This window comes from Thermobifida halotolerans, assembly GCF_003574835.2.
Classification (GTDB): Bacteria; Actinomycetota; Actinomycetes; order Streptosporangiales; family Streptosporangiaceae; genus Thermobifida; species Thermobifida halotolerans.
Genome location: NZ_CP063196.1, coordinates 875,474 through 892,833, shown reverse-complemented (window position 1 = coordinate 892,833; position 17,360 = coordinate 875,474). Strand labels below are relative to the sequence as shown.

At 73.8% G+C, this 17,360-nt stretch carries 15 protein-coding genes; 1 reads left to right on the top strand and 14 read right to left on the bottom strand.

Going from position 1 to position 17,360, the window contains the following annotated elements; translation table 11 throughout:
* Window positions 1–190: 190 nt before the first annotated feature.
* From NI17_RS04000 to NI17_RS03940, 13 genes are all read right to left on the bottom strand, one after another.
* Window positions 191–1,300 (bottom strand): enolase C-terminal domain-like protein, encoded by a 1,110-nt coding sequence (locus NI17_RS04000; protein WP_068689287.1) that lies wholly within the window; start codon window positions 1,298–1,300, stop codon window positions 191–193.
* A complete protein-coding gene (locus NI17_RS03995) occupies window positions 1,297–4,371 on the bottom strand; it encodes an FAD-binding and (Fe-S)-binding domain-containing protein (protein WP_119267533.1) in 3,075 nt (1,024 codons plus the stop codon). The genes NI17_RS04000 and NI17_RS03995 overlap by 4 nt, the downstream gene beginning before the upstream one ends.
* 151 nt (window positions 4,372–4,522) lie before the next feature.
* On the bottom strand, window positions 4,523–6,289 hold the full coding sequence (locus NI17_RS03990) for a thiamine pyrophosphate-dependent enzyme (protein WP_068689290.1): 1,767 nt from the start codon (window positions 6,287–6,289) through the stop codon (window positions 4,523–4,525).
* Window positions 6,290–6,424: 135 nt separating this feature from the next.
* On the bottom strand, window positions 6,425–6,763 hold the full coding sequence (gene mnhG / locus NI17_RS03985; protein WP_234401754.1) for a monovalent cation/H(+) antiporter subunit G: 339 nt from the start codon (window positions 6,761–6,763) through the stop codon (window positions 6,425–6,427).
* Entirely contained in the window at window positions 6,760–7,017 is a 258-nt protein-coding gene (locus NI17_RS03980) for an MrpF/PhaF family protein (protein WP_068689291.1), read from the bottom strand. Before NI17_RS03980 ends, mnhG begins: the two co-directional genes overlap by 4 nt.
* Complete coding sequence (locus NI17_RS03975) at window positions 7,014–7,541, bottom strand: Na+/H+ antiporter subunit E (protein WP_068689292.1); 528 nt, start codon at window positions 7,539–7,541, stop codon at window positions 7,014–7,016. The genes NI17_RS03980 and NI17_RS03975 overlap by 4 nt, the downstream gene beginning before the upstream one ends.
* The gene (locus NI17_RS03970; RefSeq protein WP_068689293.1) at window positions 7,538–9,082 is read right to left on the bottom strand and encodes a Na+/H+ antiporter subunit D; all 1,545 of its coding nucleotides are present in this window, start codon (window positions 9,080–9,082) and stop codon (window positions 7,538–7,540) included. Before NI17_RS03970 ends, NI17_RS03975 begins: the two co-directional genes overlap by 4 nt.
* On the bottom strand, window positions 9,079–9,456 hold the full coding sequence (locus tag NI17_RS03965) for a sodium:proton antiporter (protein WP_068689294.1): 378 nt from the start codon (window positions 9,454–9,456) through the stop codon (window positions 9,079–9,081). Before NI17_RS03965 ends, NI17_RS03970 begins: the two co-directional genes overlap by 4 nt.
* Entirely contained in the window at window positions 9,453–9,995 is a 543-nt protein-coding gene (locus NI17_RS03960) for an MnhB domain-containing protein (RefSeq protein ID WP_068689296.1), read from the bottom strand. Before NI17_RS03960 ends, NI17_RS03965 begins: the two co-directional genes overlap by 4 nt.
* Window positions 9,992–12,343, bottom strand: coding sequence for a hydrogen gas-evolving membrane-bound hydrogenase subunit E (gene mbhE, locus NI17_RS03955; protein ID WP_119267570.1), 2,352 nt, complete (start codon window positions 12,341–12,343; stop codon window positions 9,992–9,994). Before mbhE ends, NI17_RS03960 begins: the two co-directional genes overlap by 4 nt.
* 7 nt (window positions 12,344–12,350) lie before the next feature.
* Window positions 12,351–12,818 carry a hypothetical protein gene (locus NI17_RS03950; RefSeq protein WP_068689300.1) on the bottom strand — a complete coding sequence of 156 codons (468 nt, stop codon included), beginning with the start codon at window positions 12,816–12,818 and terminating at the stop codon, window positions 12,351–12,353.
* Window positions 12,815–15,301, bottom strand: a complete 2,487-nt coding sequence (locus NI17_RS03945; protein ID WP_068689302.1) for a molybdopterin oxidoreductase family protein — start codon at window positions 15,299–15,301, stop codon at window positions 12,815–12,817. The genes NI17_RS03950 and NI17_RS03945 overlap by 4 nt, the downstream gene beginning before the upstream one ends.
* 21 nt (window positions 15,302–15,322) lie before the next feature.
* On the bottom strand, window positions 15,323–15,826 hold the full coding sequence (locus tag NI17_RS03940) for an HPP family protein (protein ID WP_068689304.1): 504 nt from the start codon (window positions 15,824–15,826) through the stop codon (window positions 15,323–15,325).
* Between the two features lie 346 nt (window positions 15,827–16,172).
* Here NI17_RS03940 and NI17_RS03935 point away from each other — a divergent pair, with 346 nt between their 5' ends.
* Window positions 16,173–16,685 (top strand): pyridoxamine 5'-phosphate oxidase family protein, encoded by a 513-nt coding sequence (locus NI17_RS03935; RefSeq protein ID WP_068689306.1) that lies wholly within the window; start codon window positions 16,173–16,175, stop codon window positions 16,683–16,685.
* Window positions 16,686–16,716: 31 nt separating this feature from the next.
* Here NI17_RS03935 and NI17_RS03930 read toward each other — a convergent pair whose 3' ends face one another.
* Window positions 16,717–17,316 carry a hypothetical protein gene (locus NI17_RS03930; RefSeq protein WP_068689308.1) on the bottom strand — a complete coding sequence of 200 codons (600 nt, stop codon included), beginning with the start codon at window positions 17,314–17,316 and terminating at the stop codon, window positions 16,717–16,719.
* Between the last annotated feature and the right edge of the window lie 44 nt (window positions 17,317–17,360).

Sequence of the window (17,360 nt, the reverse complement as noted above, 5' to 3'; positions counted from 1 at the left end):
TGGACGCGGTCCCCGGCCGGAGCCGGGAGGGCCGCGTCCGGTCCGGGTCGGCCGCTGCGGGGCGCCCGGGCGCCGGTGCGCGGGCGGCCCTGCCCGGTTCGTGCGGTGCGGTGGGAACCGGAGCGAGATGTTCGGCCATCGCGGGCTTCCTTTCCTGGTTCACGGTCGAAGACGGTCCGGTGCGGCGCCGTCAGTGGACGCGGTACCTCTCGGCGTCGGCCTCGCGCAGGTCGAGTCCGTGGCCGGGCCGGTCGGGATCGGCGGCCAGACGGCCTCCGACCGGCGGGTCTGCGCCGTCGAAGAAGCGGGTCTCGATGCGCGCGTGGTCGTGGAACCACTCCAGGTGCCGCATCCCGGGCTGGCTCAGGGCCAGATGCCGGTGCAGGTAGGGGGCACAGTGTCCGGACACCTGCAGGCCGTGTGCGGCGGCCACGGCGGCGGCGCGGCCGAACTCCAGGATCCCGCCGCACCGGGTGACGTCGATCTGCAGGCAGTCCACCGCTCCGGCCGCGCACATGCGCTGGAAGTAGGGCAGGTCGAAGCCGTACTCGCCCGCGGCGACGTCGAGGGACAGCGCGTCGCGGACCTGCCGGAGTCCGGCGAGGTCGTCGGAGGAGACGGGTTCCTCGAACCAGCGCACGCCGGCCGCGGCCATTCGTTCGGCGACCCGGATCGCCTGCTTGGCGGTGTAGCCGCCGTTGGCGTCGACGTAGAGTTCGGCGTCGGGGCCGACGGCCTCCCGGGCCAGGCGCACGCGCTCCAGGTCGCGGTCGACCCGGCTGCCCCACGACTCCCCGATCTTGATCTTGACGCGGGCGAACCCCTGCTTCACCCAGTCCGTCAGTTGCTCGCGCAGCACCGTGTCGTCGTAGGTGGTCAGCCCGCCGCTGCCGTACAGTGCGACGGTGTCGCGGGCGCGGCCGAGCAGCCGGTTCAGCGGCAGTCCGAGCAGGCGGGCCTTGAGGTCCCACAGCGCCGTCTCCACCGCGGAGACCGCGTACCCGACCGCGCCGGGGCGGCTCGCGTTGCGCACGGCGCGCACCATGGCCTCCAGTGCCGCCGGGACGTCCATCACCGCGCGGCCCACCACCTGGGGGGCGAGCAGGTCGCCCACCGCGCGGGCGCACGCGGCGGGCCCGTAGGTCCAGCCCAGTCCGCGCTGCCCGCCGCCGTCGACACGGACCAGGACCATCGTGGTGGAGTCCCAGGCGAGGGTGCCGTCACCGGCGGGCCGGTCGGTGGGCACCGTGTAGACGGCCGTCTCCACCCGCTCCACCGTGGGGTCGGATGCGGGGCTCATGGCCGGTTCCCTCCCCGGCTGCCCGCCTCCACGGCCGACCGGCGGATGTCGGCCGGGTCGTAGCGCGGCACGTGGCGCGGCGCCGCGAACCGGGTGGCGGCGTTCTCGGGGTGGTCGCGCGGTATCCGGCCGCGCAGCGCCAGGTCGAGGGCCTCGGCCAGGTGCACCGCCTGGCGTCCGACGTCGGCGTGCTCGATCTGGGTGCGGCAGCTGAACCCGTCGGCCAGGACGAACGCGCCGGGATCGGAGTCGCGCACGGCCGGCAGCAGACCGCCGTCCTCGGCGCACGCCATGGACACGGCGTAGTGGCCGTCCTCGAAACCGAAGTTCCCGGCCAGTCCGCAGCAGCCCACGTCGAGCACCCGCGCCTCGGCGCCGGCCCGCTCCAGCAGTTCCCGGTCGTCGTCGAACCCCATGACCGCGTGCTGGTGGCAGTGCGGCTGGGCCATGGCGGCTCGGCCGAGCCTCGGCGGCTCCCAGTCGGGGGCGTGGCGGTTGAGGAGCTCGGCCAGGGTGAACGTCTGGTTCCTCAGCCGCTCGACGTCCTGGTCATGGGGGAACAGCTCGGGCGCGTCGGAGCGCAGGACCGCCGTGCAGGAGGGTTCCAGGCCGACGACGGGGGTGCCCGCGCGGATGTCGGAGCGCAGGGTGGCGACCGTGCGCTCCAGGACGCGGCGGGCGACGCCGAGCTGCCCGGTGGAGATCCAGGTCAGTCCGCAGCACAGGGTGCGGCGCGGAATCCGCACGGCAAACCCCGCCGCCTCCAGGACGCGCACCGCCGCGGCGCCGACGGCGGGGTGGAAGTTGTCGGTGAAGGTGTCCGGCCACAGCACGACCTCGCCGCGGTGGCCCGAGCCGCGCCTGCCGCGGCGCCGGTAGGCGTCGCTGAAGCGCACCGGCGCGAAGGCGGGCACGGGACGCTCCCGGGCCACCCCGCCGAGCCGCTTGACGGCCCGCGCGACGAGCGGTCGGGCGGTCAGCGCGTTGACCAGGCCGGGCGCGACCGAGGCCGCGCGCGCCCACACCGGCAGCCACCCCATCGAGTAGTGGGCGAGCGGGCGCGGCCGCCCCTCGTAGTGGTGGGAGAGGAACTCGGCCTTGTAGGTGGCCATGTCGACGTTGACCGGACAGTCGGTCTTGCATCCCTTGCAGGCCAGGCACAGGTCCAGGGCCTCGTGGACCTCGCGGGAGCGCCAGCCGTCGTCGATCACGTCGCCCCGCAGCATCTCGAACAGCAGACGCGCCCGGCCGCGGGTCGAGTGCTCCTCCTCGCGGGTGACCCGGTAGCTGGGGCACATCACCCCACCGCTGTGGGTGCGGCACTTGCCCACGCCGACGCAGCGCAGCGCGGCGTGGGCGAAACTGGCGTCGTCGTGCGGGTAGCCGAAGCGGGTGTCGGGTTCGGCGGGGGCGTAGTCGGCGCCCAGCCGCAGGTGCTCGTCCAGGCGCTGGGGCTCGCTCCCGTCGGGGTGGACGAGTTTGCCGGGGTTCATCCGGTCGTCGGGGTCGAAGATCCGCTTGAACTCGGCGAAGGCGGGCATCAGTTCGGCACCGAACATCCTGGGCCACAGCTCGGCGCGGGACTGGCCGTCGCCGTGCTCGCCGGACAGCGAGCCGCCGTAGCTCACCACCAGGTCGGCCGCGCGTTCCATGAAGCGCCGGAATTCCGCGATCCCGGCGGCGCTGCGCAGGTCGAAGGGGATGCGGGTGTGCAGGCAGCCGTGTCCGAAGTGCCCGTACAGCGAGGAGCGGTCGGCGTAGCCGAACTCCTCCATCAGACCGTGCAGGTCGCGCAGGTAGTCGCCGAACCGCTCCGGTGGGACGGCGGAGTCCTCCCACCCCTCCCAGGTGTCGGGTTCGGCGGGGACGCGGGCGGTGGCGCCCAGGCCCGCCTCCCGGACCTGCCACATCTGCTCGATGCGGTCGACATCGTCGATGTGGCTCACGACGGGGGCGGTCTCGGTGCCCCCGACCGCGTCGCAGAACTCGCGGGCCCGCTGCCGGGCCTCCTCACGGCTGTCGGCGGCGAACTGGACCATCAGCCACGCCCCGCCCTCGGGCAGTTCGCGCAGCGCCTCGGGGTTGAGGTGCTTGCGCCGCTGGTAGTCGACCAGCTTGTCGTCGAGGCCCTCCAGGGCCAGCGGGTCGAACTCGGCGATCCGGGGGACGGCGTCGGCGGCGGCGAAGATGTCGGGGTAGCCGCACATCACCAGGGTCTGCACGGACGGTTCGGGTGCCAGCCGCAGTTCCGCGCGCAGGATCGTGGCCAGGGTGCCCTCCGAGCCGACCAGGGCGCGGGCCACGTCGAAGCCGTTCTCCGGCAGCAGCGCGTCGAGGTTGTAGCCCGACACCCGGCGCGGGATGTCGGGGAAGCGGCGCCGGATCGCCAGGGCGTGGCGGTCGCGCAGTTCGCGCAACCGCCGGTAGATCTCGGCGCGCCGCCCCCCGGCCGCGACGATGCGCTCGTACTCCTCATCGGAGGTGGGGCCGACCCACATGCGGCACCCGTCGTAGGTGAGCACCTCCAGCCGCGCCACGTGGTCGGCGGTCTTGCCGTAGCGCTGGGCGGTGGAGCCGCAGGAGTTGTTGCCGATCATGCCGCCGATGGTGCACTGGCCGTGGGTGGAGGGCCGCGGTCCGAAGACGAGGCCGCCCGCCTCGCGGGTGCGGGTGCTGAGCGCGTCGAGCACGATGCCCGGTTCCACGACGGCCGTGCGCCGCCGCACGTCGATGTCGAGCACGCGGTCGCAGTACTTGGACCAGTCGATGACGACGGCGGTGTTGCTGGTCTGCCCGGCCAGGCTGGTTCCGCCGCCGCGGGACAGGACGGGCGCCCCGTGGGCGCGGCACACCGCCACGGCGTCGGCACCGGCCTCGACGCTGCGGGGGACGACCACGCCGATCGGCGTCTGCCGGTAGTTGGAGGCGGCGGTGGTGTAGGTGGCCCTGCTGCCGTCGTCGAAGCGGATCTCGCCGTCCACCTGCTCCAGCAGGTCGCGGTGGAGCGCGTCGACGTCCACGGACGGCGGGGTCCGGGGAGGCGCTTGGGGGGAGTGCACGTCGACGGCCATACGACCTCCTTGCGGCGGTGGGTTCTTCGACTGTCAGATGCTGGCGACCGTGCCCGGCCGCTATCCGGCGACCGGGCGGACAAACACGGCCGGGTCCCGCCCCCCGCCTGCGGGGCGGCCGTCCCCCGACCGCCCCGCGGCAGGGTGCCCCTCACTCCCCCAACTGCTGGATGCGGTCCTTGAACAGGGTGGAGGCGATGGAGACGCGGCGCGGCTGCCCCTTGAGGAACGCCTGGGCGAACTTGGTCGCCTGCTCGTAGGAGACCTTGCCGGGCATGGGCGGCTCGTCGGGGTTGACGTCCACGTCGACCAGGGCCGGGCCGTTGTGGGACAGGGCGGTGCGCACCGCGCTCTCCACGTCGACGGCCTTGGTGACCTTGGCCCCGTGGGCGCGGCAGGCCCGGGCCCAGGCGGAGAAGTCGGTGAACGGCTCCGGGTAGCGCACCCCGTGCTCCGGGTAGCCGAGCACCATCTGCTCCCACAGGATCTGCCCGAGGGAGTTGTTGTTGTTGACCACGACCTTGATCGGCAGGTCGTGCTGGACGGCGGTCAGGAACTCCGCCATCAGCATCGCGAATCCGCCGTCGCCGATGTAGGCGATGACCTGGCGTCCCGGGAAGGCGTGCTGCATGGCGACGGCGTAGGGCAGGCCGGGGGCCATGGTGGCGAGGTTGCCCGACAGGTAGAACTGGCGGTCGCCGCGGATGGTCCAGTGCCGGGCCGCCCAGGTGGCGACCGTGCCGCTGTCGCAGGTCAGGATGGCGTCGTCGTCGGCGAGGTCGTCGATCACCCCCATGAGGTACTGCGGGGCGATCGGGTCCCGGTCGGGCGACTGCAGCGCCTTCATGTTCTCGCGCCACTGGTCCATCGCCTTGCGGTACTTGCCGAGGTGGGCGCGGTTGTCGTTGCGGCGCAGCAGCGGAAGCAGGGCACGCAGCCCCTCCTTGGCGTCGCCGACCATCGGCACCTCGGTGGGGATGCGTCGGCCGGCCCGGATGGGGTCGGCCTCCAGTTGCACCACGCGCACCGTTCCCGCCTTGGGCATGTGCGCCGTGTAGGGGAAGTTGGTGCCCACCATGAACAGCGTGTCGATGTCGTCGATGAGCTCCTCGCTGGGCTTGGTGCCCAGCAGCCCCAGACCGCCGGTGGTCAGCGGCGAGTCGTCCTCGATGACGGCCTTGCCGGGCAGGGTCTTGATGACCGGCGCGCCCAGCACGTCGGCGACCTCGGTGACCTCGGCCCGGGCGTGCAGCGCGCCGGCGCCGACGAGGAGCGCGGGGCGGCGGGCGGCGTTGAGAACGTCGGCGGCCCGCTGGAGGTCCTCGGTCCGGGGAGTGCCCGGAGCGGAGAGGTAGTGGGGCGTGGTCTCGGGCGGCCGGGCCGGGGCCACGTGCGCCCACGGGTCGGCGTCGGCGTCGGCGATCTGCAGGTCGTTGGGGAAGGTCAGGTGCGCCACGCCGCGCCGCGCCATCGCGGTGCGCACGGCGATGTCCACCAGCCCGGGAAGCTGCGCCGGGTTGCTGATCATCTGGTTGTAGTCGGCGAGGTCGGCGTAGAGGTGCTCCAGCCGCACCTCCTGCTGGTAGTCGGTGCCCAGCACCGAGGTCTCCTGCATGCCGGTGATGGCCAGCACGGGAACGTGGTCGAGCTTGGCGTCGTAGAGCCCGTTGAGCAGGTGGATGCCGCCCGGACCGGACGTGGCGAGGCACACCCCGAGGCGGCCGGTGGCCTTGGCGTACCCGGTGGCCATGAAGGCGGCGGCCTCCTCGTGGCGGACCAGGACGAAGCGGATGCGGTCCCTGTGCCGCCGCAGCCCTTCCATGATGCCGTTGATGCCGTCGCCGGGGAGGCCGAAGATCGTGTCGACCCCCCAGTCGATCAGCCGCTCTATCAGTGCTTCCGATGCGATGCGAGTCATGGCGTCCGCCTAACCCCGACAGGGCCCGGGCAAACGCGGTCGCGGGCTTCTCCGTGCGCCGTCGGCGCCCGGGGCCGCCGCGACCAGCGCGGACCACCCGCCGTTCGTGCGCGTCGCGTGCGGGGCGGCCCCGCGTCAGCGCTCCCGGTCCCGCAACTCGTCGGCGACCAGGGAGTCGCGGACCGTCCCGGAGCGGTAGGCGGAGCGCCCCACCAGTTGGGCCACGATCGGCGCGGTGGAGAACTGGAACAGCACGACGAGGGCCAGGGCGAGCACGTCGTTTCTGTCGATGAGCGGGGCGACGCCCAGGCAGATCAGCGCGAGCCCCAGCACCTGCGGCTTGGTGGCCGCCTGCAGGCGGGAGGCGACGTCGGGGAGGCGGACCAGTCCGAGTCCGGCCAGCAACGCCAGCGCCCCGCCCGCCAGCAGGGCCACCGCGGCCAGGACGTCCACCACTGCTCCCAGCGCGTTCACGACCGGTCCTCCACCAGCCGCACGACCGCGACCGTGCTGAGGAAGCCCACCAGCGCCACCACCACGAGCAGGAAGACGCTGGCGCCCTCCTGGCGCAGCGCCGCGACCACCGCGATCCCGCTGACCGCGACGACCACCAGGGTGTCGAGGGCGACGAGCCGGTCGTCGACGGTGGGGCCGCGCAGCAGCCGCACGACCGTGAGCAGTCCAGCGATCGCCAGCATGCCCGCGGTGACGGCCAGCACCGTGGTCACGACTGTCCTCCCCCCTTCTCGGCGGCCGTGTCCTCGCCCAGCGCGCGCAGCACGTCGGCGGCGCTGCGCGCCGCGTCGTCGCGCGCCCGGTCGAGGTCCTCGGTGCGCCGCACGTCGAACACGTACACGTACATCTCCTCCACATCCCGGTCGATGTCCAGCACCAGGGTTCCCGGCACCAGGGAGATCCGGTTGGCGGCCACCGTGAGGGCCACGTCGGAGGCGCACCGGAGCGGGACGGCCACCACGGCGGAGCGTGTGTGCGGCCCCCTGCGCACCGTCGCCCAGGCCACCTGGAGGGAGGAGACCACCACGTCCACCGCGAACCGCCCGAGGACCCCCGGAAAGCGCCACAGGCGGGGGCGCGCCCTGGGCAGGACGGGCAGGCGGCAGGCGGCCAGGCACAGCGGCGCCACCACGACCGCCGAGAGGAGCACCGCGGGCGAGAACGTCCCCCACAGCAGCACCCAGACGAGGGCGAGCCACGCGAGCAGGAAGACCTGGTCGGACAGCAGCCGTCTCATCCGGCCTCCCCGGACAGCACCGCGCCCCGGTAGGAGGCCCGGTCGGCCAGGTCGGCCGCGGCCCGCTGGCTGAACGCCGCCAGCGGTCCGGCCGCCGCCACCAGGAGCAGGCCGACCAGGACGGCGGCCGCGGCCGAGGCGCGCATGAGCCGCGCCGAGGCGAGGGGGATCTCGCCCTCGCCGGCCCGCTGCGCGGGGCTCTCGGCGACGGGCTCGGCGGGGTGTCGCCAGAACGCCAGCAGCCACAGCCGCGTCATCGCCGCCAGTGTGAGCAGGCTCGCCAGCAGGACGACGGCGGCGACGGCCAGCACCAGCGGCGTGGCCCGCGCGACGGCCGCCTGCAGCAGGGCCAGCTTTCCGATGAACCCGGCCAGGGGCGGGACGCCGCCCAGGCTGAACGCGGGCAGGAGGAACAGCGCCGCCACGAGCGGCGCCGTGGAGGCCAGACCGCCCAGGCGCCGCAGCGAGACCGTCCCGCGCTCCCGCTCCACCAGTCCGCTCACCAGGAACAGCGCGGTCTGCACGGTGATGTGGTGCACCAGGTACAGCACCACCCCGGTCAGCCCCGCCACCGAGGAGAGGGCCAGGCCGAACAGCATGAAGCCGATGTGCGAGACGAGGGTGAAGGACAGCAGCCGGTTGACGTCGTCCTGCACCAGGGCGCCCAGCACACCGACGAGCATCGTCGCCGCCGAGAGCACCAGAAGCAGCGTCCAGGGCTCGGGTTGGGGGAACATCAGGGTCTGGGTGCGGACGATGGCGTAGACGGCCACCTTGGTGAGCAGGGCCGCGAAGACCGCCGTCACGGGGACCGGGGCCGTGGGGTAGCTGTCGGGCAGCCACCAGTGCAGGGGCACCATCGCGGCCTTGATGCCCAGCACGACGAGCAGCAGCAGCCCGAGCAGGCCGCGCGTCCCGGCGGAGAGGTCGGCCGTCGCCTCGCTGAGCTGGGCCAGGTTGACCGTCCCGGTGGTGGAGTACACCAGGCCGATGGTCGTGACCAGCAGGATGGACGCCGTCAGGCTGGAGATGATGTACGTCATGCCCGCGCGCACCCGCTCGGCCGTGGCCCCGAGCGTGATGAGCACGTAGCTCGCCATGAGCATCACCTCCAGGCCCACGAAGAGCGTGAACAGGTCGCCGGTGAGGAACACCAGCGCGATGCCCGCCAGCAGCACCAGGTAGGTCGGGTGGAACACCGACGGCACGTTCTCGACGCGCTGTTCGGCGGTGCCCTGCCCGACCGCGTAGAGCATGACCACGAGGCAGACCAGGGCGCTGACGAGCAGGACCAGGGCGGAGAAGCGGTCGGCGACCAGCGTGATGCCCAGCGGCGGCTCCCAGCCGCCGACGTGCAGCGGCTGCGTACCGGACCGGTCGACGTGGACCAGCAGCACGGCGGCGTCCAGCAGCACCGCGGCCAGGACGGTGACGCCGAGCACGCGCTGGACCACCGGGAACGGGCTCAGCAGCAGCGACAGGCCCGCGGCCAGCAGGGGGACCGCCACGGGAACCGCGATCAGCAGGGTGCTCGCCGTCACGTCTCCTCCCCCTGACGCTCCTGGCGGGCCAGCAGTCGGTCCTCGACGTCGTCGCGGACCTCGTCGTCGCCGTACAGCATCACGCTGCGGTCGCACAGCGCCAGCAGCAGCGCGGTGACCGCGAAGGTGATGACCACGGCGGTCAGCGCCATCGCCTGCGGCAGCGGGTCGGAGGCGGCGGCCGGGTCCGCCTCGCCCACTTCGGGGACCGCTCCGGCCGGGCCGCCCGCGATCAGCAGCACGAGGTTGGCGCCGTGCCCCAGCAGCACGAAGCCGAGGACGATCCGGAACAGGCCGCGTTGCAGCAGCAGGTGGACCCCGCCGGCGAACAGGCCGCCGACCACGAGCGAGAGGGTGAGGTTGGTGGCGTTCACCGCGCGTCCTCCCGGTCCGTCCCGGACGCGGGGGCGGGGGGCGCGGGCCGCTGCTCGGCGCCGAGGGTGCGCAGGACGTCCAGCACCAGGCCGATCACGATGAGGGCGATGCCGACCTCCAGGATGAGCGAGGTGGGCACCTCGATGTGGCCGAACGGGCCCTCCGGGAAGCGCCAGACGGTTCCGGCGAGGAACTCGTCGGCCACCACGACGCCGGCGAGGCCGTACCCGGCGGCGAGGCTCAGCCCCGCCCCGAGCAGGACCCCGGGCGGCACGGGCGCGGCCTCGCCCAGCTCCCAGGGACCGCCCGCGAGGCGGCGCAGGACCAGGCCGGTACCGGCGACCAGTCCGGCCGCGAACCCCCCGCCGGGGTGGTGCAGCCCGACGAGGAGCAGGTAGACGGCGACGAGGAGCACGCTGGGATGGATGATCCGCGTGATGACCTCCAGCAGCAGCGCCCTCTGGCGGGGCTCCTGCCGGTCCGCGGCGGCCAGCAGGCGGGAGCGCGGAACCGCTCCGGTCCGTCGTTCGTCGTTCATCGCACCTCCTTGGCGGTTCCCGGTCGGTGACCGCCGTTCCGGCGCGGCCCGTCCCGGCCGCGTCCGAAGCGGGGGGCGCTCCCCATTCGGCTGCTGGCCAGGACCAGGCTGGCGACGCCGGTCGACGCGACCGCGAGGACGGTGATCTCGCCGAGCGTGTCCAGCGCCCGGAACTCGGTCAGGATGACGTTGATGATGTTGGGGCCGCCGGCGTGCGGCGCCTCCCGGAAGTAGCCCTCCGCCGACCGGGAGGGGACGTGCCGGGCGCTGACGGCGAGGGTGACGGCGGCGGCGAACACCCCCACCAGGGCGGCGGCGACGGCGCGCACCGCCCGGAGGAGCGTCGGTGACGGCCGCGTGCCCCGGGGCATGCGGCGCAGCACGAACACGAAGACGAGCAGGGTCAGCGTCTCCACGAGGACCTGCGCCATCGCGAGGTCCACGGCGCCGTGGACGGCGAACAGCCCGGCCACGAGGTAGCCGACGGCCGACAGCACCACCACCCCGACCAGCCGGTCGCCGAGGGCGACCACCCCGGCCGTTCCGGCCAGGACACCCGCGCCGACCACCGCCTGGACGGGGGTGTCCCACGGGCGGACGTCGACGGGCACCCCCACCTCGGCGGCCAGGAGGAGACCGGGGCCCAGGGTCACCACCGCGAGGATCACCAGCAGATACGTCGGCAGCGACCCCACCTGGGTGTGCGTGGTGAGGGCGCGGGCCGTCGCCGCCGTGGCGACGGCCAGGCGGTTCTGCGTCTCCTGCGCGTCCAGCAGGCGCGGGGTGCGGCCGTGCGCGGCGGCGAGCGGCCCGCGGGCCAGGTGCAGCACGGTCCCGGCGACCAGGGTCAGCAGCGACAGCAGCAGGGGCGGCCCCACACCGTGCCACAGCGCGAGGTGGTAGGGCTCGCCCCCGGCGGGGTGGGACGCGGCGTGGCCGAGCGCGAGCGCCTCGGTGGCGGCGGGCACGACCCCCAGCGCCAGCCCCGACACGGCGAGCAGCGCCGTCGGCGCGAGCGAGGAGACGGGCGCGTGCCGCATCCGGTGCGGGGCGTCCGCCCGGTCGGCGAACGCGCCCCACAAGAAGCGCAGCGTGTAGGCGACGGTGAGCGCGGAGCCCGTAACCAGCCCGGCCAGCACCCATCCGTGTCCGGGGCCGGGTTCGACGAACGCCTCGAACGCCGCCTCCTTGCCCAGGTATCCCACGGTGGGCGGCAGTCCCGCCATCGACAGGCACGCCAGCGCGGCCACCGCCGCCAGCGCCGGGGAGTCGCGGCCCACCCCGCCCAGTTCGCGCAGGTCCCGGCTGCCCGCCTCGTGGTCGATGATCCCCACGACGAGGAACAGGGTGGACTTGAACAGCGCGTGCGCGCACAGCATGGTGGCGCCCGCCAGCGCGGCGGTGCGGGTTCCGGCTCCCAGCAGCACGACCAGGAATCCGAGTTGGGCGATCGTGCCGAAGGCGAGCAGGCGCTTGAGGTCGGTCTGGGCCAGCGCCCGCCACCCGCCCAGCAGCATCGTGGCCACGCCCACCGCCCAGACCAGCGGCTGCCACGGCGGGATCTCGGCGAGGGCCGGGGACAGGCGGGCCACCAGGTAGACACCGGCCTTGACCATTGCGGCGGCGTGCAGGTAGGCGCTGATCGGGGTGGGCGCCACCATGGCGTCGGGCAGCCACGGGTGGAAGGGGATCTGCGCGGACTTGGCGAAGGCCCCGACCAGGACGAGGACGGCGGCGGCCGTGGCCTGCGCGCCGTGCGGCGGCCGCGCGAGGAGTTCGGAGATCCGGTAGGTGCCCGCCGCGTCGCCGAGCAGCAGCAGGCCCAGCAGCAGCGCGAATCCCGCCCCGGTGGTCACCAGCAGCGCGCGCAGGGCCGCGGTGCGCTCCGGACGGGACCGTCCGGCGTCGCCGATCAGCAGGAAGGAGCAGACGGTGGTCAGCTCCCAGGCGACGTACAGCGCCAGCAGGTGGTCGGCCAGCACCAGCGCCAGCATCGCCCCGGCGAACAGCACCAGCACCGAGGAGACCCGTCCGAGTCCGTGCTCGCGGTGGGCGAAGTAGTAGACCGCGTAGCCGAGGACGACCGCGCCGACACCGGTGACGATGAGGCCCAGCAGCAGTGCCAGCCCGTCCAGCCGCAGCGGGACCTCCAGGCCCAGGGCGGGCGCCCACGTCCACGACTCGTGCCGTTCGGCTCCGTCGAGCACCCCGGGGGCCGCGGCCAGCAGCCACACGAAGGCCGACGCGGGGGCCAGTGCCCCCAGCGCCAGCGTCTTCGGCCCCCACCGCCGGGCCAGTGCGGCGCAGGCCGCGGCGGCCAGGACGTGGAGTGCGAGGAGGACGGTCACCTCCGCCTCACCGAGCCGCGATCAGCGCCTGCGGGGCGGCGTTCTTCATGCGGGTGCGCAGCCAGTCGACCTGGACCTTCGTCTCGCCGTCGCAGCGTTCGACGACGTCGATGAGCTCCCGGTCGCGCAGCCCGTAGGCGGCCTGCAGCAGCAGCGTCCAGGTGACGTCGACGAAGCAGGCCAGCGTGTACAGGTCCTGCAGGTCGCGCAGCAGGCCCACCGGTCCCGACCGGGTCCGCGACAGCAGCTGGGTCTCCAGGTGCTCCGGCTCCTCGGCCTCCGGCCCGCCCTCCTCCCGGTAGCGTTCCCGGATCGGCTCCAGCTCCCGGCGGTGGCGTTCACACTGGTCGGCCAGCGTGCGGCACAGCCAGTAGACGTCCGGTTCGGCGCTGTGGCCGTCGGCGACCGTGTGGAACCCCTCGGCCAGGCTGTGCTCGGCGTCGTCCATCATCCGCAGGTAGGTTCTGATGTTCACGACAGCTCCTCGGTGGCGGCGGACGGCGGCTCGACCGGCGCGATGTCCTCGTGGACCTCGGCGTCGGCCCCTCCCACGGTGGCGGGCACGGTGTCGGGGCGCGCGGGCGCGGAGGCGGCCGTGGTGGGCGCGGGCGACGGCCTGCCACCCGGCCCGACACGTTCCACCCGCACCGCGGCCACCTTGAACGACGGCTGCTTGGACACCGGGTCCCACTCGGTCATCGTCAGTTCGTTGGCGGCGCGCGGCGGGTCGCCGGGCTTGGTGTCCCAGTAGCCGTAGTGGAAGGGCGCGAACACCACCCCGGGGCGCCCCTCGCCGATGCGGGCGGTGGTCTCGATGTGGCCGCGGCGCGAGACCACCCGCACCCGGTCGCCCTCGGCGATGCCCAGTTCCTCCGCGTCGCTCGGGGCCAGTTCCACCCACATGTCGGGCGCGGCCCGGTCCAGCTGCGGGGCCCGGGCGGTCTTGGTGCGGGTGTGGAAGTGGTAGACGGTGCGCCCCGTGGTGTAGCGCAGCGGGAACTCCTCGTCCGGCTGTTCGAAGGGCGGCAGGTACGCGGCGGCCTTCAGCAGTGCCCGGCCGCGGGGGTCGCGGGCCCGGTAGGCGTCGGGAGCGACCACGGCTCCGGTGAGCAGGTCGTGGCCGTAGGTCTCGGCCTGCTGCAGGTCGGTGGGGAACACCCCGTCACCGTAGAGGCGCACGGTGCCGTTGGGCGCGTCGTCGTTGCACGGCCACGGGATGCCGCTGCCGCCGCGTAGCCGGTCGTAGGTGATGCCGGTGTAGTCGCACAGCCGACCGCGCGTGCACTCCCGCCAGGCGTCGAAGGCGCCCTCGGGGTCGTTCCACGGCGGCAGCGGGTTGCCGTCGCGGTCGCGGAAGTCCATCCGCCGCGCGTAGTCGAGGAAGATGTCCAGGTCGCTGCGGGCCTCCCCGGGCGGGTCGACGGCCTTGTCGCTCAGGTGCACGGTCCGGTTGACGTTGGTGAACGTCCCCGTCTTCTCCCCCCATCCGGCGGCGGGCAGCACGACATCGGCCAGTTGCGCGGTCTCGGTCAGGTAGAGGTCCTGCACCACGACGAAGCACCGGTCGCCGGAGAGGATGTCGCGGACGCGCGGCAGGTCCGGCAGGGACACCACCGGGTTGGTGGCGCTGATCCACAGCAGGCCGATCGACCCCTGCTCGGCGTAGCGGAAGATCTGCATGGCGTGGGTGGGCGGCGCCCACGCGGGAATGGCGAGCGGGTCGACGTTCCACAGCCGGGCCAGTTCGGCGACGTGGTCGGGATTGCTCCAGTTGCGGAAGGCCGGGAGGTCGCCGTCGGCGCCGCACTCGCGGGTGTTCTGCGCGGTGGGCTGGCCGTTCATCTGCAGGATTCCCGAGCCGGGACGGCCGATCTTGCCGCACAGCAGGTGCAGGTTGTTGACCTGGCAGCCGGCGGCGGTGGCCTGCTGGGACTGGTAGAAGCCCTGCAGCACGGTGGACAGGACGCGCTGGCGGGTCCCGAAGATCTCGACGGCACGGCGCAGGTCGTCGACCGCCACCCCGCAGGTCTCGGCGGTGCGCTCCGGGGTCCACGGCTCCACGGTCGCCGCCAGGTCGTCGTAGCCGAGGGTGTGCGCGGCCACGTAGTCGTGGTCCACCCAGCCGCGGTGGATCACCTCGCGGATGATGCCGTTCATCAGCGCCTGGTTGGTGCCGTTGTACGGGGCCAGGTGCACGTCGGCCTCGCGGGCCACGGGGGTGCGGCGCGGGTCCACGCACACGACCGCGGGGCGGTCGGGTCCGGCGAGGCGGTCCAGCACGCGCATCCACAACACGGTCTGGGTCTCAGCCATGTTGTGGCCCCACAGGAAGATCGCGTCGCACTCGTCGATGTCCTCGTAGCTGCCGGGCTGCCCGTCGGAGCCGAAGGTCTCCTTCATCGCCGCGGCGGCGGTCGCGGTGCACAGCCGGGTGTTGCCGTCCATGTGCGGGGTGCCCAGACCGGCCTTGCCGATGACGGCGAGCGTGTAGTACTCCTCCAGGAACAGTTGTCCGCTGGTGTAGAAACCGTGGGAGAGCGGGCCGCGGTCGGCGAGCAGGGCCCTGCTGCGCTCGACGACCCGGTCCATCGCGGTGTCCCAGTCGGTCTCGACGAGACGTCCGCCCTCGCGGACCAGGGGCCGGGTCAGCCGGTCGCGCGCCTGTCCGTTGCGGCGGCCGTTCATCCCCTGCCAACTGCCGTAGAGTCCCTTGGGGCCGAGTCGTCCATGGTTGACGGTGTCGACGGCGCGGCCCCGCACGCCCACCATGCGCCCGTCCTTGACGGCGATGTCACAGGCGCAGCCGTTGCTGCACAGCACGCACGCCGACTGCACCCAGTGATCCACGTCGTCGGGGGTGAGCCCCTCCTCCAGTTTGGTGTCGACGCGCACCGGCCAGCGGGTCCCCCGCGCGTACGGGGTCCTGGCACCCCAGATGTCGGCGATTCGGTCGGTCATGGCTCGGCTCCTTCTTCACAGTCACTGCGGCATGAGGCGTTCGGGGCGGAGGCGGTCGATGACCACGCAGATCGCGACCAGGATCGCCACGGACACGGCGATGGCGGCCAGGTCTGCCAGGGTGGTCATCAGTCCGAGGCTGATGATGAGCGTCGTGGCGCCCGCCGGGGGGTGGCGGCGCCGCAGCAGTCGCAGCAGGGCGGCGGTCAGTCCCAGGGACAGCGCCGCGGCGGCGATCCGCGGCGCGGTGACCCCCTCCCGCAGCACCGACGGGGCGTCCGGCAGGCCGGTCACCGCGAGGGACGCCGCTCCGGCGACGATGCCGACGTAGTGGCCGACGAGCGCGTCGACGGGCCGGGCGCTCGGCAGGTTCGGGGAGTCGAGGGTCAGCATGAGGGTGGGGCCCAGGCTGGGGAAGAGCAGCGGCTGGTCGAAGGCGAACGCCAGCAGCCCGATGACGGCCAGCCCGACCGCGCCGACGACCAGGTCGAAGGCGGCGAAGGTCGATCGGGAAGCATCAGGCACGGATCGTCTCCTCTCGTGGTGCGCGCGGCCCGCTACCCGGAGCGCACGGGGGGCAAACGGCGCGCGGCCGCCGCCCGGTGGGCCGGGGCGCTGGGCGGACTCGGCCCGCCGGTGGTGCGCGCCGGGGGTCGGGGCCGCACCGTGGAACCCCGGGGTTCCGGGGGCTGCGGCCCGCCGCGGCGCTCGCCCCGGTCCCGGACCGACGGGCCTGGAGCCGCGCATGTGCCGGAGGCCCCGTTTTCGGCGGGACGGTGCGGGGAAGTGGCCGCCCACCGGGGGCTTCGGCGGTCGGCGCGCCGCCGCGTGCCCGGCCCGCCGCCCCGACCGCTCGCGAGGGAGGCCGACGATGGCGCACAGACAACCGGTGGGCGAACTGGACCCCAGGTACAGCAGCGGGGGCGCGGCCCCGCTCGGCTGGGAGCGGGCGCGCCGCCTGCTGGTGGCGGCCGAGGTGTTCTGGCTGTCGACGGTGCGTCCCGACGGCCGCCCGCACGTCGCTCCGCTGCTGGCGGTGTGGCTGGACGAGGCCCTGTACTTCTGCACCGGCCCGACCGAGCGCAAGGCCGCCAACCTGGCGGACAGTCCGCACTGCGTGCTCACCACCGGACGCAACCTGCTCGGCGAGGGCCTCGACCTGGTGGTCGAGGGCGAGGCCGCGCGTCTCACCGACGACGCGGCGCTGCGGTTCGTGGCCGCGTCCTTCGAGACGAAGTACGGTCCGGACTGGCACTTCGACGTGCGCGACGGCTGCTTCCGCAGCGGGGGCGGCGCGGCCGTGGTCTACCGGGTCGCCCCCTCGACCGTCTTCGGGTTCGCCAGGGGCTCCGAGTACGGGCAGACCCGCTGGCGGTTCCGCTGAGGCGCGCCCGCGCGGCGGAGCGGGCGGACGGTCAGAACCGCACCGGCAGTGTTGCGACCTCGCCTTCGACGAGCTGCCAGTCCGGTGCGACGAACTCCAGCTCGACGCCGTGACCGGAGGGGTCGTCGAGCGGAACCCCGGCCAGCTCGCCGTGCAGTTCGCGGGTCTCCCCCTCGTCCCAGTCCTCGAAGACCCGGGCGAGGTCGGGGACGTCCACGCAGGCGTCCCTGCCCCACCGCTCGCCCGCCCACCGCAGCGAGCCGCCCGCGTTCAGCGGATCGGCCCGCAGGTGCTGGGGGCGCCTCTGGGCGGCCACGTCGTCCCTGCTCAGGTCGGTGCGGTTGGTCAGGGCGACGACCACCCGGGCCGTGCCGGTCCCGTCGGCACCCCGGGTTCCGCACACTCCCCGGCCGGGAACGGGTTCGTGGAGGGTGACCGTCGCCTCGTACTCGACGTAGGAGTCCCGGGGGTCGACGGAGCCGTCCGTCGTCCAGACCAGGCTGACGTGCGCGGTCTCACTCACGGCGGGAGCCGTCCGCGGCTGTGGCCACTCGACTCCGAGGAGGGGACCGCAGGCCGTGAGCGCTCCCAGCACGACCGTCCCGGCCAGCAGCGACTTTCCGGTACGCACGTTCTCCCCCGCCCTGTCGACGCAAGCGCGTCCCCACTCTACAG

Coding starts and splice junctions, on each gene's coding strand:
- NI17_RS04000 (WP_068689287.1), bottom strand. CDS start 1,300: ATGAGCCCCGCATCCGACCCCACGGTGGAGCGGGTGGAGACGGCCGTC.
- NI17_RS03995 (WP_119267533.1), bottom strand. CDS start 4,371: ATGGCCGTCGACGTGCACTCCCCCCAAGCGCCTCCCCGGACCCCGCCG.
- NI17_RS03990 (WP_068689290.1), bottom strand. CDS start 6,289: ATGACTCGCATCGCATCGGAAGCACTGATAGAGCGGCTGATCGACTGG.
- NI17_RS03975 (WP_068689292.1), bottom strand. CDS start 7,541: ATGAGACGGCTGCTGTCCGACCAGGTCTTCCTGCTCGCGTGGCTCGCC.
- NI17_RS03960 (WP_068689296.1), bottom strand. CDS start 9,995: ATGAACGACGAACGACGGACCGGAGCGGTTCCGCGCTCCCGCCTGCTG.
- NI17_RS03945 (WP_068689302.1), bottom strand. CDS start 15,301: ATGACCGACCGAATCGCCGACATCTGGGGTGCCAGGACCCCGTACGCG.
- NI17_RS03935 (WP_068689306.1), top strand. CDS start 16,173: ATGGCGCACAGACAACCGGTGGGCGAACTGGACCCCAGGTACAGCAGC.